Source organism: Aeromicrobium sp. WCS2018Hpa-31 (assembly GCF_031843905.1).
In the GTDB taxonomy this organism is placed as follows: Bacteria; Actinomycetota; Actinomycetes; order Propionibacteriales; family Nocardioidaceae; genus Aeromicrobium.
Window position 1 is genome coordinate 96,446 of record NZ_JAVTJF010000003.1, and the last position, 14,372, is coordinate 110,817.

General features: G+C 72.6%; 15 protein-coding genes. 6 read left to right on the top strand and 9 right to left on the bottom strand.

Annotated elements, in window-relative coordinates; genetic code table 11:
- Window positions 1-65 precede the first annotated feature (65 nt).
- Entirely contained in the window at window positions 66-1,244 is a 1,179-nt protein-coding gene (locus RQG84_RS04365) for a DUF222 domain-containing protein (protein ID WP_311209022.1), read from the top strand.
- 6 nt (window positions 1,245-1,250) lie between these two features.
- Here RQG84_RS04365 and RQG84_RS04370 read toward each other — a convergent pair whose 3' ends face one another.
- Together RQG84_RS04370 and RQG84_RS04375 are read right to left on the bottom strand one after the other, a co-directional pair.
- A complete protein-coding gene (locus RQG84_RS04370; protein WP_311209023.1) occupies window positions 1,251-2,138 on the bottom strand; it encodes an ABC transporter substrate-binding protein in 888 nt (295 codons plus the stop codon).
- 14 nt (window positions 2,139-2,152) lie between these two features.
- The gene (locus RQG84_RS04375) at window positions 2,153-2,827 is read right to left on the bottom strand and encodes a DedA family protein (RefSeq protein WP_311209024.1); all 675 of its coding nucleotides are present in this window, start codon (window positions 2,825-2,827) and stop codon (window positions 2,153-2,155) included.
- A gap of 75 nt (window positions 2,828-2,902) precedes the next feature.
- Here RQG84_RS04375 and RQG84_RS04380 point away from each other — a divergent pair, with 75 nt between their 5' ends.
- Window positions 2,903-4,366, top strand: coding sequence for a hypothetical protein (locus RQG84_RS04380; RefSeq protein ID WP_311209025.1), 1,464 nt, complete (start codon window positions 2,903-2,905; stop codon window positions 4,364-4,366).
- On the opposite strand, the gene RQG84_RS04385 is transcribed toward RQG84_RS04380, so the two are convergent.
- Complete coding sequence (locus tag RQG84_RS04385; protein WP_311209026.1) at window positions 4,308-4,916, bottom strand: 4'-phosphopantetheinyl transferase superfamily protein; 609 nt, start codon at window positions 4,914-4,916, stop codon at window positions 4,308-4,310. The genes RQG84_RS04380 and RQG84_RS04385 overlap by 59 nt on opposite strands.
- Before the next feature lie 18 nt (window positions 4,917-4,934).
- Entirely contained in the window at window positions 4,935-5,426 is a 492-nt protein-coding gene (locus tag RQG84_RS04390; protein ID WP_311209027.1) for a MarR family winged helix-turn-helix transcriptional regulator, read from the bottom strand.
- Between the two features lie 110 nt (window positions 5,427-5,536).
- Here RQG84_RS04390 and RQG84_RS04395 point away from each other — a divergent pair, with 110 nt between their 5' ends.
- On the top strand, window positions 5,537-6,211 hold the full coding sequence (locus RQG84_RS04395; protein ID WP_311209028.1) for an NAD(P)H-dependent oxidoreductase: 675 nt from the start codon (window positions 5,537-5,539) through the stop codon (window positions 6,209-6,211).
- A gap of 49 nt (window positions 6,212-6,260) precedes the next feature.
- Entirely contained in the window at window positions 6,261-7,463 is a 1,203-nt protein-coding gene (locus RQG84_RS04400; RefSeq protein WP_311209029.1) for an MFS transporter, read from the top strand.
- On the opposite strand, the gene erm is transcribed toward RQG84_RS04400, so the two are convergent.
- On the bottom strand, window positions 7,460-8,233 hold the full coding sequence (gene erm, locus RQG84_RS04405; RefSeq protein WP_311209030.1) for a 23S ribosomal RNA methyltransferase Erm: 774 nt from the start codon (window positions 8,231-8,233) through the stop codon (window positions 7,460-7,462). The two genes, RQG84_RS04400 and erm, sit on opposite strands and share 4 nt — an antisense overlap.
- Before the next feature lie 79 nt (window positions 8,234-8,312).
- Window positions 8,313-8,477 (bottom strand): hypothetical protein, encoded by a 165-nt coding sequence (locus RQG84_RS04410; RefSeq protein ID WP_311209031.1) that lies wholly within the window; start codon window positions 8,475-8,477, stop codon window positions 8,313-8,315.
- 73 nt (window positions 8,478-8,550) lie between these two features.
- Here RQG84_RS04410 and RQG84_RS04415 point away from each other — a divergent pair, with 73 nt between their 5' ends.
- A complete protein-coding gene (locus RQG84_RS04415; protein WP_311209032.1) occupies window positions 8,551-10,014 on the top strand; it encodes an MFS transporter in 1,464 nt (487 codons plus the stop codon).
- On the opposite strand, the gene RQG84_RS04420 is transcribed toward RQG84_RS04415, so the two are convergent.
- Window positions 10,001-10,417, bottom strand: coding sequence for a hypothetical protein (locus RQG84_RS04420; protein ID WP_311209033.1), 417 nt, complete (start codon window positions 10,415-10,417; stop codon window positions 10,001-10,003). The genes RQG84_RS04415 and RQG84_RS04420 overlap by 14 nt on opposite strands.
- Window positions 10,386-11,783 carry a replicative DNA helicase gene (gene dnaB / locus RQG84_RS04425; RefSeq protein WP_200931213.1) on the bottom strand — a complete coding sequence of 466 codons (1,398 nt, stop codon included), beginning with the start codon at window positions 11,781-11,783 and terminating at the stop codon, window positions 10,386-10,388. The genes RQG84_RS04420 and dnaB overlap by 32 nt, the downstream gene beginning before the upstream one ends.
- A 434-nt stretch (window positions 11,784-12,217) precedes the next feature.
- Between dnaB and RQG84_RS04430 the strand changes: the two genes are divergently transcribed.
- On the top strand, window positions 12,218-13,525 hold the full coding sequence (locus RQG84_RS04430) for an MATE family efflux transporter (RefSeq protein ID WP_311209034.1): 1,308 nt from the start codon (window positions 12,218-12,220) through the stop codon (window positions 13,523-13,525).
- 19 nt (window positions 13,526-13,544) lie between these two features.
- Here RQG84_RS04430 and RQG84_RS04435 read toward each other — a convergent pair whose 3' ends face one another.
- The gene (locus RQG84_RS04435) at window positions 13,545-14,363 is read right to left on the bottom strand and encodes a siderophore-interacting protein (protein WP_311209035.1); all 819 of its coding nucleotides are present in this window, start codon (window positions 14,361-14,363) and stop codon (window positions 13,545-13,547) included.
- Window positions 14,364-14,372 lie beyond the last annotated feature (9 nt).

Genomic DNA, 14,372 nt, shown 5'->3' on the forward strand with positions numbered 1-14,372 from the left:
AATCGCAGTAGTTTTCGGGACCTTCGACCCTGTGATATCGCTCATGTGTTCGTTACCATGACCTCATGATCACGCAGCACGTCGCCGAGCAGCTCACCGCTGCGGCTGAGGTGCTGCGCACGTACCCCACGTCCACCGATGCGCTGCGTCTGCTGCAGGTGGTGCAGAACGCGGTCGATGCGGCGAAGGTCGACCTGGTCGCCGAGATGGCCGAGCACGGCGTCCACGAGGCCGAGGGCTGCTCGAGCGTGAAGAACTGGCTGCGCGACCAGCTGCACCTCGACGCCAAGGACGCCGCCCAGCTCACCAGGTCGGCCCGGACGCTGAAGGACATGCCCGAGCTCGCCGATCTCGCCACCGCCGGGGCGGTCTCGCTGGACCACGTCGACGCGTTCACCTACGCCGCCCGCCACATCGACTCGGCCGCTGTCGAGACCTGCATGGACGCCCTGCTCCACCTGGCCGAACGAGCCGAGCCCGCCCAGATCCGCAGAGCCGTGAAGAAGCTGCGCGACGCCACCCACCCCGACGACCTCGACGAGGCCTGGATCAAGGGCATGGCCAAGCACGACATCAAGATCTCACCGGTCGGCGAGGGTTTTCATATCACCGGGTTCCTGCCGTTCGACACCGGCACCAAGCTCAAGACCGTCCTGCAGTCGCTCTCCGCACCCACCTGCGCGGAGGACGACCGACCCGTCGCCGAGCGCCGCGTCACCGCACTCGACCAGATGCTCAGCAGCATCCTCGAGTCCGGGCTTCCGCAGGACAAGGGCGTCCGACCCCACGTCTCCATGACGCTCGACCTGGCTGACCTGGCCGACGACGTCGACACCACCACCGCTGACCTCGCCGGCTTCGGGACCATCGGACCGGCCCAGCTCCAGCAGATGCTCTGCGACTCCGCGCTCACCCCGATCCTGACCGCCGGCAAGCACTCCGTGCTGGATGTCGGCCGCACCGCACGCCTGGCCACCCCCGCCCAGCGCAAGGCCGTCGTCGCCCGGCAAGGGGGACGATGCGGCGGGCTCGGGTGCTGGGGACCCATCGTCCACATCCATCACGTCCAGTACTGGTCCCGCGGCGGCACCACCGACCTGAAGAACTTGATCGGGCTCTGTCCGCGCTGCCACGCGTTGGTCCACCAGGGCTACTTCACGATCGATCCCACCACCCACGAGATCGGCCGCACCCTGCGCACCCACCGCACCGGCAGGCACATCCGCATCGCCCGAGCCGGCTGAGATCGGCTACTGCACGCGGCGCACGTGAACCGACGTGCCGAAGAGATCGGGGTGAAGCACCGAAGCCATCGCCTCGACCCCGTCGACCAGCCGAGGACCCGGTCGCACCACCACGGCGTTCCCGTCGATCGCCCAGACCTGGGCGTCGGGCAGCTCCCGCACCACCAGCGCGGCCTGCTCGGCCGCGCCGTCGAGCCCGTAGCCGCACGGCGCCACGAGGACGACGTCGGGCCGCTCCGCACGCAGGCCGTCCCACGCCGACGGGCCGGACGGGGTCCCCGGGTGCATGCCCACCGGCTCGCCGCCGGCGGCCGCCACCTGGTCGGGGATCCAGTGGCCACCCGTGAACAGAGGGTCCACCCACTCGACCACGGCCACCCTGGGCCGGGGACGGCCCTGCGCCGCGGCGGCGACCGCGGCGAGTCGTTCACGCAGTCCGGCCACGACGTCGCGGCCACGACCGGGCACACCCGCCGCCTCGGCCACCCGCTCCACCGAGGCCAGCACGTCCTCGAGGGTGTGCGGGTCGAGCGTCAGCACGTCGGCACTGCAGCCCAGGTGCGCCAGCGCCTCGTCGACCCGATCGGTCGGCAGCGCGCACACGCGGCACAGGTCCTGGGTGAGCACCAGGTCGGGCTCGACGTCGGCCAGGGCTCCCTCGTCGAGGGTGTACAGGTCCACACCGGCGGCTCGACGTTCCCGGACGTACGCGTCGATCTCACCGGGCGTCCAGCCGCTCGTGTCGGCGCCGGTCACCACCACCCGGTGGTCCAGCCGCGCCCGGGCCGGCTCGTCGCACTCGAAGGTCACGGCCGCGAGCCGGTCGTCGAGGCCGAGGGCGTAGACGATCTCGGTGGCCGACGGCAGCAGAGAGGCGATCCGCGAGACGGCCACGACGTCGCCCAAGGTCAGCGCTCCCGGTGGAAGCGCGGCAGCTGACGGACCCGCACCACGACGAAGACCGCGATGACGAGCAGCACGCCGAGGATGACGACCTTCTGGAACGTGTCGGCGTACGGCTCGACCTGCTCCCAGTTCTCGCCCAGCCGGTAGCCGGCGATGACGAAGATGCTGTTCCAGATCAGGCTGCCGGCCGTCGTGAGCAGGAGGAACAGCCCGAACGGCATCTTCTCCACACCCGCGGGCAACGAGATCAGGCTGCGGAAGATCGGGACCATGCGACCGAAGAAGATCGCCTTCGTCCCGTGCTTCGCGAACCAGGCCTCGGTGCGCTCGAGGTCGCTGACCTTGAGCAGCGGGACCTTCTCGAACACCCACACGGTGCGGTCGCGTCCGTAGCCGCGACCCAACCAGTAGAGGATCGCGGCACCGATGACCGACCCCGCGGTCGTCGCGAACAACGCGCCGGCCAGCGAGAACGTCCCCTGCGCGGCGGCGAAGCCGGCCAGGGGCAGGATGATCTCGCTCGGGATCGGCGGGAACAGGTTGTCGGCCCCCACGGCGATGGCCGCACCCACCAGCCCGAGCCGGTCCATCAGGTCGACGGTCCAGCCGGCGAGGCCGCTGTCGGGACCCGTGGAGGTGGCGGACTGCACGAGTGCGGTCGACAGGGCGCTGATCACGGTGCCGAGGGTACCTGCGTCGGCCCACCCGCCCCGGTCACCTTCCTGCGCCGACGGCGTCGTTACGGTCGGAGCATGCGATCTGTGGGCGCGACCCTGACGGCTGCCCTCGTCGTGGTGGCTCTCGTGGCCGGTGGCTGCACCGGTGGACGGTCCGCCGGCGCCGAGGACGGGCCGGTGGTCACGCGCTCGCCTGCGAAGGGCGTCGACGTCATCGACGTCGCGACCCCGGCCAGCGCAGCCCTGGGGGTGAGTCGCCGCCTGTTCGACAGGTCCGAGGTGGTGGTCCTCTCGTCACCGGACCCGGAGGTCCAGCAGCTCGCCGAACGGGCCGCGCGGCGTCTGGGCGTGCCGATGCTGCTGCCCGGACCCGCCGTGCCGGCCGAGATCGAGCGCCTGGGCGCACGCACCGTGCTCGGCATCGGCACGGCTCCCGACGTCGCCGGGCTCCAAGAGGTCGCGCCCACACCCGCTGCGGTCGACGCGGCCGTGGACGACCTCCCCCACGCGGACGTCGAGCCACGCGACGTCGTCGTGCTCACCCGCGCACCGGGTCCCAACCGCGCCGCCGTCACGACGGCGCGCACGGCCGGGGCCACCGTGCTGCGCGCACCCGACGCCGACCCGCGCTCCGCCCCCGACGTGGTGGCGGCCCTCCGCGACCGGCCGAAGGCGGGGGTGATCGGCCTCGGACGCCCGTTCCGCCACGGGCTCGGGTACCAGGTGATGGCCGTCCGCCGGAACCTGGAGCAGCCCGGCGGCGGGCTGCTCGCCTTCCCCGGTCGGCACGTCGTCGCGCTCTACGGCCACCCAGGGACCCCGTCGCTCGGCCTGCTCGGCGAGCAGGGGGTGGGTGCCACCGTGAAGCGTGCCGAACGGGTCGCCGACCGCTACCGCGCGCAGACGAAGGCGAAGATCGTGCCCGCGCTCGAGATCATCGCGACCGTCGCGTCGGCGTCGAAGGGCAAGGACGGCGACTACTCCGCCGAGGCCGACGTCGAGGACCTGCTTCCGCTCGTGCGCGCCGCCGAGAAGGCCGGGCAGTACGTGGTGATCGACCTGCAGCCGGGTCGGACCGACTTCCTGACCCAGGCGAAGCGCTACCGGTCGCTGCTGCTCCGGCCGCACGTGGGCCTGGCGCTCGACCCGGAGTGGCGGCTGAAGAAGGGCCAGAAGCACCTGCGCCAGATCGGGTCCGCGAAGGCGGCCGAGGTCAACCGCGTCTCCGCGTGGCTCTCGAGGCTGACCCGCGAGCAGCGGCTGCCGCAGAAGCTCTTCGTGCTGCACCAGTTCTCGACGTCGATGATCACGGACCGCGCGAAGGTCGTGACCACCCACCCGGAGCTCGCCACCGTCATCCACGTCGACGGTCAGGGCACCCCGGCCGCCAAGAAGGGCACCTGGGCGACCATCCGCCGCGGCGCACCCGACGGCGTGCACTGGGGCTGGAAGAACTTCCACGACGAGGACGAGCCGATGCTCACGGCCCGGCAGACCTGGAACGTACGACCACGTCCGGACCTCGTGACGTACCAGTGACGGCCAGGGCGGCCACCACGCCCGCGGGCACCCCGTGCGCGGGACCGAGGTCGACCAGATGGACCGGCCGCGGGTCGTCGACGTCGACGACCGACCACGAGACGAGCTCCGCAGGGTCGTGAGCCGCGGACACCGCCAGCTGGGACGGGTCCGCGGCGAGCCCCACCCCGACCGCCTTCAGCACGGCCTCCTTGCGGGTCCACGTGCGCAGCAGTGCCGACGACGTCGGTGCAGCGGCGTCGTGCGGCCCGAGGGCGACGTCGGCCAGGTGCTCGACGTCGGTGTCGAGCGGCTCCAGGTCGACGCCGACCCGGGCTCCCTGCACGACCGCGACGAGGGCGAGCCCACCGGCGTGCGCCAGTGACAGGCCGAGGGCGGGCTCGTCGGTGACGACCGGCTGCCCGTGGCCGCTCGAGCCGCACCCGGGGCACGTCCGCACGACCTCCACGTCGGCGCGGCCGAGACGCTCCACCGCCGCGCGCTCCAGCAGCTGCTGACCGGGACGCCGTTCGCCGGGGGCGACCGTGGCCCACCAGAGATCGACGCGCACGGCGTCAGCGTAGGGCGCTCAGCAGGCCGGCGGGTCGGCCGAGCAGATCGAGTGGTCCATCGGCGCGTCGGCCGCGACGCGGGCCAGCAGCGACCTGAAGACGTCGGCCTCGTCGACGGACAGGCCGGCCAGCACGGTGCGCTCGACCTCCTGGATGCGATCGGTCGTCTCGCGCAGGACCTTCTCGCCGTCCGACCGCAGCACGACCTGACGGGCTCGTCGGTCGGCGGGGTCCGGCCGGCGCTCCACCAGGCCGGCGCGCTCGAGGTCGTCGACCAGGTAGGTCATGACGGTGCGGTCGATGCCCAGGCTCGCGGCGAGCGTGGCCTGGTTGCTGCACTCCCCCTGACCGGCGAGCGACAGCACCTGGAACCCCCGCGGTCCACCGGGGAGCTCGGCCACGGCGTCGTGGGCTGCGTCGAGGTAGCGCCGCAGCACCGCGCCGAGCGCCTGGCCGAGATCGACCCGCGCGGCGGCGGGTTCCCGTGCGGGGGCGGGGGTCTCGGTCATGGCCCCATCGTAGCGCGACCTGCGTCCGTGACGATCATCACGCGTGCAGATCATCGTGTGCATATATGATCTGTCCGACAGACGATCTCTTCCGACTTCAGGAGAACCCCATGACCACCATCTTCCGGCTGGACTCCAGCATCCGCGTCGAGGGCTCGACGAGCCGCGCCGTCGCCGACACCCTCGAGGCCGCCATCGTCGAGGCTGGCATCGTCGAGACCGGGGGCGACGGGGTCACCGTCACCCGACGCGACGTCGGCACGCAGCCCCTCGACGGCTCGCTCTGGGCCACCTCCGCGTTCGCGGGCTTCGTGCCCGAGGAGTCGTGGACGCCCGAGCAGCGCGCGGCCAAGGCGCAGGCCGCGCAGCTCGCCGACGAGGTCGTCGACGCGGACGTCCTGATCATCGCCACTCCCCTCTACAACTTCGGTGTCTCGGCCCACCTCAAGCTCTGGATCGACACCCTCATCTCCGACCCGCGCTTCGCACCCGGCACCGAGACGGTGAAGGGCAAGCCGGCCTTCCTCGTCGTCGCGAAGGGTGGCGGCTACGGCGAGGGCACGCCCCGCGCCGGCTGGGACCACGCGACGGCCTACCTGCGCCGCATCCTCGAGGACGTGTGGGGCCTCGACCTCGACGTCATCGAGACCGAGCTGACCCTCGCCGAGGTGACGCCCCAGATGGCCGAGCTCCGCGACCTCGCCCGTGAGCAGCTGGCCGAGTCGCACGAGGTCGCTCGCGCCGGCGGGCGCTCGGTGACGCTGAAGCTCCGCTCGGCCGCCTGATCCCGCGCGTGGGACCGGGCGACCCCCGCTCGGTCCTACGCTGACGTTCGTGGACCGAGCTCGCGTCGCCGTCAGCACCGGATTCCTGCTGCAGGGCTTCACCTTCGCCGCGATCGTCACCCAGACGCCGCGCCAGCAGGACCGGTTCGGCCTCGACGAGGCGGACGTGACTCTCATCCTCGTGGTCGTCGCGGCGATCGCCGGCCTCGGCAGCGTGCTCGCCGGGATCCTCGCGACGCGACGGTCCAGTGCCGCGGCGCTCACCACGTCGCTCGTCGGCATCGGCGTGGGTGCTGCGGCCATCGGCTGGGCACCGAGCTACCCGCTCCTCCTCGCGGGGTTCGTGGTCTACGGGACCGCCCTGGGCGGCGTGGACGCCACGATGAACATGCAGGGCGTCCGCGTGGAGGGGCTCCGCGGTCGCAGCATGATGACGGGGTTCCACGCCTGCTGGAGCATCGGCGGCATCGTGGGCGCCGGCTACGCGGCCCTGGCCTCGCGACTCGACGTCTCGGTCGGCGCGAACCTGACCGTGGCGGCGATCCTCGTCGTCGCAGCCGCGCTGGTCGTGCGTCGCGACCTGGTCGTCGACGCTCCGGGCAGCCACGTCGAGGACCTCGTCGCGGCCGCGACGGTCCGCGTGCCGTGGCGGCCGGTGCTGCTGTTCGGCCTGGTCATCTGCCTGTTCTACGCCGCCGACACCGGCACGGGGACGTGGAGCAGCGTGTACCTGGAGGACGCGATGGACGCCTCGGCCGGGCTCGTCCCGCTCGGCTACGCCGCCTACCAGGCGGGCGCCCTGGTCTCCCGTCTCTGCGGCGACCACCTGGTGCGTCGCGCGGGCGCGGCAACGGTGGTCGCCGCCGGGACGGCGCTCGGACTCGTCGGCTACGTCGCCGTCCTCGTCGCACCGACGGCGGTGGCCGCGGTGGTGGCCTTCTTCGTGGTGGGTCTCGGGCTCGCGGTCGTCGCGCCGCTCGGCTTCGCCGCGCTCGGTGCCGCCGTGCCGCCCGAGGCCGCCGACGCGGCGATCGCCCGGATGAACATCGCCAACTACGTGGGGGCGATCCTCGGCGGCGGTCTGATCGGAGCGGTGGCCGAGGGTGGTGGTCTGCGCTGGGCCTTCGTCGTGCCGCTGGTGCTGGTGGCACCGATCCTCCTGCTGGCGCGCTCCTTCGGCCGGGCCGATCCCGCGGCGCGGCGACCGGCCGACCAGACCGCCCCCGACCCGGCCCCCACCGACCCCGCCTAGCCCGACGCCGACCGCCACAACGTGGCCCACTGCCCGGGGCTGACGTCGCGCGGGAGCCCCCTTGGGTCCACCCCGGCACCGACGCACCACCGTCGGGTCGTCGCGACCGGTGTCGACGTGGCGCGCGCCAGCACCTCGGCGAGCCCGCGGCCACGGCCGGTGAACACGCGTCGTACCAGCTCGGCGTAGCGCCGCTGGTCCGTCGGGGGGACCAACGGCTCCGGTCGGCGACGCACCACCAGCAGCCCACCGTCGACGCTCGGGCGCGGACGGAACGCAGCGGCCGGGACGCGGTCGTGCAGCGCGAAGGTGAACCACGGAGCCGTCTGGGCGGTCATCATGGTCGACCCACCCACGCCGGCCCGCTTGCGAGCGACCTCCCACTGCACGAGCAGGACCGCATCGGTCCAGGCGGGTGCTGCCAGGACCTTCCGCAGCAACGGGGTGGTGAGGTGGAAGGGCAGGTTGCCGACCACCACGCGGATGCGGGGTCCGAACCGGTGCTGCGTGGCGTCGGCGTGCACCACCTCCACGCCCGGCAGCTCCCGACGGAGCGCGGCGACCCGGTGCTCGTCGAGCTCCACGGCGGTGAGGGGCCGACCGAGGTCGGCGAGGGGACGGGTCAGGGCGCCGCGTCCGGCGCCGATCTCGAGGATCGGCCCGCGGGTGCGGCGCACGAGTCGGATGATCGCCTCGACGGTGCGAGGGTCGTGCAGGTCGTTCTGGCCGAGCTCGGCTCGGCCACCGTGCTGGGAACGGTGAGTGGGCATGCGTGAACGCTCCGTGGCGTCGTCGGGTCAGGACGCTTGCGGCGGCGCGTACGTGCGACGGTGTCGAGCAGCGGCGCCGTCAGGCGCGGCGCTCGCGGACCGTGCGGGTGGCGGCCACCATGGCCGCTCCGATCAGGGTTCCCATGGCGACCATGGTGCCAGACCCGCCGGTCGGGCTGCTGTCGCCGCCCTGGCGCCCGGTGCCCTCCCACCCCGCGCCCCGTCGCCCTGCACCGGTCACCACGCGCCCGGTAGCCTCGCAGGGTTGCGATCCGCAACCACTCCCGACGCCACCTGAAGACCCGGAGGACCCGCCCGTGACGACGCCGCGCCGACGTCAGCTCGTCACGTTCACCGTCCTCACCCTCGCCGTCGCGTCGTTCACGCTCCTGCAGTCGCTCATCATCCCGGTCCTGCCGCTGATCCAGGACCACTTCGACACCACCCAGAGCACCAGCACGTGGGTGCTCACCGCCTACCTGCTGTCCGCGTCGGTCTGCACGCCGCTGCTCGGCCGCATCGGCGACGCGTACGGCAAGAAGCGGATGATGGTCATCGTCCTCGTGGCGCTGGCGATCGGCTCGCTCATGGCGGCGCTCGCGCCCAGCATCGGCTGGCTGCTCGTGGCCCGCGTGGTGCAGGGACTCGGCGGCGGCGTGCTGCCGCTCTCGTTCGGCATCATCCGCGACGAGTTCGACGACCAGCGCCGCGGGCGCGCCCTCAGCATCATCGCCTCCCTGGCCGCCGTGGGCTTCGGCGTCGGCATCGTGCTCGGCGGCCCGATCGTCGAGGTGCTCGGCTACGCGTGGCTGTTCTGGCTGCCCATGATCGCGACCGCGATCGCGGCGCTCGGGGCGGCGTTCCTCGTGCCGGAGTCACCGGTCCTCACCCCCGGTGGCATCCCGGCGACTCCAGCCGTGCTGCTCGCCGCCTGGCTCGTCTGCCTGCTGCTGCCGGTCAGCCAGGGGAACGTGTGGGGCTGGACGTCCTGGCCCGTGCTCGTCCTCCCGGCGCTGGCCGTGGTCCTGTTCGTCGTGTGGGTCGTGGTCGAGCTGCGCGCCGACGTGCCGCTCATCGACATGGCGATGATGCGCCGGCGCGGTGTCTGGACCGCCAACCTGGTCGCGGCCGGCGTCGGCTTCGGCATGTTCGCGGCCTTCGGCTTCCTCCCGCAGCTGCTGCAGACCCCCACGGAGGCCGGGTACGGGTTCGGCGCCACGACCACCGAGTCGGGTCGGCTCATCGCACCGTCGGCGCTCGCGTCGTTCCTCGTCGGGTTCGTCACGGCCCAGCTCGTCGCCCGCCTCGGGGCCAGGACCGTGATCCTCACCGGCACGCTGCTCAACGGCCTCGCGTTCGCGTCCATCGCCCTGTTCCACGACCAGACCTGGCAGCTCTACGCGGCGATCACCGTGCAGGGCATCGGTGGCGGTCTGGTGTTCTCGAGCCTGGCCAACGTCGTGATCGCGTCGGTCCCGGCGCACCAGACCGGGGTGGCGAGCGGCATGAACGCCAACATCCGCACGATCGGCGGATCCATCGGGTCCGCCGTCATGGCAGCCATCGTGACGAGCAGCACCGGCGTCGGCGGGTTCCCGCTCGAACGCGGCTACACCGTCGGCTTCCTGGTGCTCGCCGGTGCGATGTTCGTGGCCGCCCTGGCCTCGCTCCGCATCCCCGACATCCGCGCCGTCGACCAGGAGGCGGTCGAGGACTCCACCGACCTCACCGACGAGCCGGCCGACGCGTCGCCGGCCGCCGTGCCCGTCACGTCGCGCTGAGCTCGGCCAGCCGCTGCACGAGCACGGCGTACTGAGGCGCCACCCGCCCGGGATCGGCCGGGCGCGCGACCGTGGTGCCACCGGAGACGATCTCGTGGGGCGAGAACTGCTCGCGCGTGAGGTCGACCTCGGAGCCGTCGGGCAGACGGTTCCACCAGTGGAAGTCGACGCGCTCGCCGTCGACGTGCACCTCGCCCCTGACCAGCTCGCCGCCCAGGTGGTCGTGGACCACCAGGACCGTGGTGATGCACTGGCCCCGCGCGGGGTTGCCCGGGTGCCACGCCGACCGGTCCTCCGGGGCGCAGGTGTCCGGTCCCCAGGCTCGACGCAGCGCGCCGGCCAGCTCCGCGACACCTGCCGGGGCCGTCAGGTCAGCCGCCGTAGAACTCGCCTGCGGCAGCACCGGGCGACGGCTCGGCGTCGCGAGCCATGGGGGTGAAGCGTGAGTAGTGGCCCTGGAAGCTGACGGCGACCTTGTTGGTCGGTCCGGAACGGTTCTTGGCCACGATGATGTCGGCCTCGCCGGGCCGCTCGGACTCGCCCGCGCTCGTGGCGTCGGGCCGGTTGATGAGGAAGACCATGTCGGCGTCCTGCTCGATCGAGCCGGACTCGCGCAGGTCGGAGATCTGCGGGGTCTTGTCGGTGCGCTGCTCCGAGCCACGGTTCAGCTGGCTGATGGCGATCACCGGGACGTTGATCTCCTTGGCCAGCAGCTTGATCTGGCGGCTGAACTCCGAGACCTCGACCTGGCGGTTCTCGACCTTCTTGCCCGACGTCATGAGCTGCAGGTAGTCGATGACGATGAGCCCCAGCTTGCCGTCGGCCGCCTTCTGGATGCGCCGGGCCTTCGACCGGATCTCGGGCATCGTCATGTTGGGCGAGTCGTCGATGGTGATCGGCGCACCCTGCACCCGCGGCATGACTCGGCTGACCGAGTCCCAGTCGCGGTCGGTCATGCCGCCGCCGCGCATGTGGTGGATGGCCACCTTGGCCTCGGCCGAGAGCAGACGCATGGCGATCTCGGCGCCCGACATCTCCAGGCTGAAGATGGCCGACGGGACGTTGTTCTTGATGGAGGCGGCGCGGCAGAAGTCGAGCCCGAGGGTGCTCTTGCCGACGCCGGGCCGGGCGGCGACGACGATCATCTGGCCGCCACGGAAGCCGGTGGTGAGCTTGTCGAGGTCGGGGAACCCCGACTCCAGGCCGGCCATGTCGCCGTCGCGGCTCTGGATGTCGTCGATCTCCTGGATGGTCTGCGCCATCAGCTCGGAGATGACCCGGTAGTCGTCGGTGCCGCTGCTGCCGTCGACGTCGAGCACCTCGGCCTGGGCGCGGTCGACGATCTCGGCGATCTCGCCGGTCTCGGCCCAGCCGAGCCCGGCGATCTTCTGGCCGACCTCGATGAGGCGGCGCAGGATGGCCTTCTCGCGGACGATCTCGGCGTAGTAGTCGACGTTGGAGGCGATGGGCACACCGGCCACGAGGGTGTGCAGGTACGGGGCGCCGCCCACGCGGGTGAGGTCGCCGCGGCGCTGCAGCTCGGCGGAGACCGTGATGGCGTCGGCGGGCTCGCCGCGCTGGGCGAGGTCGACGATCGTCTCGAAGATGGCCTCGTGGGCGGGGCGGTAGAAGTCGCGGCCCTCGAGGAGGTCGGCCGCCGGGTCGATCGCCATCTTGCTGAGCAGCATGGCGCCCAGGACGCTCTGCTCGGCCGGGAGGTCCTGCGGCGGGACGCGTCCGGCGGGGACGTCGTCGGGCTCAGGCCCCATCGCGTGCAGGTCGGCGACAGTCACCGGCATCCTTCCTCTCTTCGCCCACCCCACGGTAGGTCGGACCTCGGACACCGCCGCCCCTGGTGATGGCGCACAGCCTCACCGGCCGGGCGGGTCCCTCCCTCGGCACGTCTGCCGACGCGTCAGACTAGGTGCCCGACGGGGTCGGATCAAAGCGCGCGCTGCACAGCGGCTGGGGACAACCCTGGGGAGAGTGTGGAAAACGCCGCACACGCTGTGCACAGCCAGTGGACGACACTGTGGAGAAGTGGGGGAAAAGCATGAGCATCAGGCCTCTGACCTGCGCAGACGCGATGCACACAGTGTGGAGCCGGAATACTTTCCCGCCATGTTCCATCCACCCGCGCGTCGCATCGACATGTCGACAGAACCCCGTCCTCCCCACGAAATCCACAGGCTGAGGACGCTGAGTGAACAAGTTTGGTGAACAAGATCGGCGCATCGTCGCGGTCGCCGTGCCCGCGTTCTTCGCGCTCGTCAGCGAACCCCTCATGCTGCTCGCCGACACGGCGATCGTCGGTCGGCTCGGCACCTCCGAGCTGGGTGGTCTGGCGGTCGCCTCCAGCGTGCTGCTCACGGTCGTCGGGCTCTGCGTGTTCCTCGCCTACGGCAGCACCGCCACCGTCGGTCGACTGCACGGCGCGGGGCAGGAACGTGCGGCCTACGACGGTGCCGCCGGTGGGCTCTGGCTGGCCGTGGGACTCGGGGTGGTGCTCGGCGCCCTGGTCGCGGCGACGGCCGGACCCGTCGCCCGTGGCCTCGGCAGCTCGCCCGAGGTGGAGGGTCACGCCGTCACCTACCTGGTCGTGTCCGCGCCCGCGGTCCCGGCGATGCTGCTCGTGCTCGCGGCCACCGGTGCCCTGCGCGGCGTGCTCGACCTGCGCACGCCGCTCGTCGTGACGATCCTCGCCAACCTCCTGAACATCGCGCTGAACCTGCTGCTGGTGCACGGGTTCGACCTCGGCATCGGTGGCTCGGCCGCCGGCACCGCGATCGCCCAGTGGGCCGCGGCGCTGTGCCTCGTCGCCGTGGTGCTGCGGCGCGCGCGGGCCGCCGGCTCCTCCGGACGCCCCGACGTCGCGGGCGTGGTCGCCGCGGCCCGTCAGGGCGTCCCGCTGCTCGCCCGCACGGCCACGCTGCGCGCGGCCCTGCTGCTCGGCACGGCCGTCGCGGCGACCTTCGGTGACGCACCCCTGGCCGCGCACCAGATCGCGACGTCGCTCGTGTCGTTCCTCGCCTTCGCGCTGGACGCCGTCGCGATCGCGGGGCAGACCCTCACCGGCCGCACCCTGGGCGCGGGTGACGCGGAGGGAACCCGTGCCCTGACCCGGCGCATGATCGTCTGGGGCCTCGGCACCGGCGTGGTCGCGGCGGTGCTGCTGCTCGTGCTCGCGCCGTTCATCGGTGGCTGGTTCACCCCCGACGCCACCGTCCACGACGCGCTCGTGCCCGCGCTGGTCGTGGTCGCCCTGGTCCAGCCGATCTCCGGCGTGGTGTTCGTGCTCGACGGCGTGCTCATCGGCGCCGGCGACGGGGTCTACCTCGCCTGGGCGGGCCTCGCCGTGCTGGTCGCGTACGCCCCGCTCGCCCTGCTCGCCGGGTCGCTCGGCGCCGGGCTGGCCTGGCTGTGGGCGGCCTACGGCGTGTTCCAGCTGGCCCGGCTCGTCACCCTGTGGCTCCGGCAGCGTGGTGACGCCTGGCTGGTCCTGGGGGCCTGAGTCCTCGCGCCGGGAGGTCTCAGCGGCGCCAGTAGCCGGAGACGTCGAGGCAGTCGCGGGGGACGCGGCGGTCGGAGCGCCAGTGCGTGCGCACGTCGCGCGCGGCGGTGGACTCACCGGCCATCCAGGCGTACACGTCCCCGGCCGGCCACGGGAGGGCGCGCACGGCGTCGGCCAGGAGCGTCGTGGTGCCCGGCTCCGCACCCGCGCCGCGGTGCAGCCACGTGACGTCGACGCCCTGACCGGTGACCAGCTCCTGCTCGTCCTGCGGTCCCGCGACCTCCACCACCACCTGGGCGGGCACCCCCGGCGGCAGCTCCTCCAGGAACCGTCCGATCGCCGGCAGGGCGGTCTCGTCGCCGGCGACCACGAACGCGTCCACGTCGTGCGGGAACGCCTGGCCGATGGTGGGCCCGGCGATCCACGCCGGGTCGCCCGGACGCACCCGCTCGGCCCAGCCGGCCGCCTGCCCGTGGCCGTGGCGCACGAAGTCGAGCTCGACCTCGTCGGGCGTCACCCGCCGGGGCGTGTAGTCCTTGCCGAGCGGACGCACGCCCTCGGTCGTGAAGTCGAGCCCGTCGGGCCGCTGCCGCGGGAGGACGGGACGCTCGGCACCCGACGGCGGCACGAACACCTTCACGTGGTCGTCGAAGCCGGGTGACGTGAAAGCAGGCAGCGTCACCGGCTGCCCGCCCGGTCCCTCGACGTCCCGTTCCCCGAGCGCCGGACCGGCCAGCGTGAGCCGACGCATCCCCGGCGTCACGTCGTGGACGCGGACGACCTCCAGCTCGCGGAGCACCGCGAGGTGGGTGGTCGTGGTCCGTCTCAGCTTCGGCACGCCGACACC

Excerpts from the sequence above, each read along its gene's own strand:
- RQG84_RS04365 (WP_311209022.1), top strand. The coding sequence starts at position 66 with ATGATCACGCAGCACGTCGCCGAGCAGCTCACCGCTGCGGCTGAGGTG.
- RQG84_RS04380 (WP_311209025.1), top strand. The coding sequence starts at position 2,903 with ATGCGATCTGTGGGCGCGACCCTGACGGCTGCCCTCGTCGTGGTGGCT.
- RQG84_RS04390 (WP_311209027.1), bottom strand. The coding sequence starts at position 5,426 with ATGACCGAGACCCCCGCCCCCGCACGGGAACCCGCCGCCGCGCGGGTC.
- RQG84_RS04395 (WP_311209028.1), top strand. The coding sequence starts at position 5,537 with ATGACCACCATCTTCCGGCTGGACTCCAGCATCCGCGTCGAGGGCTCG.
- erm (WP_311209030.1), bottom strand. The coding sequence starts at position 8,233 with ATGCCCACTCACCGTTCCCAGCACGGTGGCCGAGCCGAGCTCGGCCAG.
- dnaB (WP_200931213.1), bottom strand. The coding sequence starts at position 11,783 with ATGGGGCCTGAGCCCGACGACGTCCCCGCCGGACGCGTCCCGCCGCAG.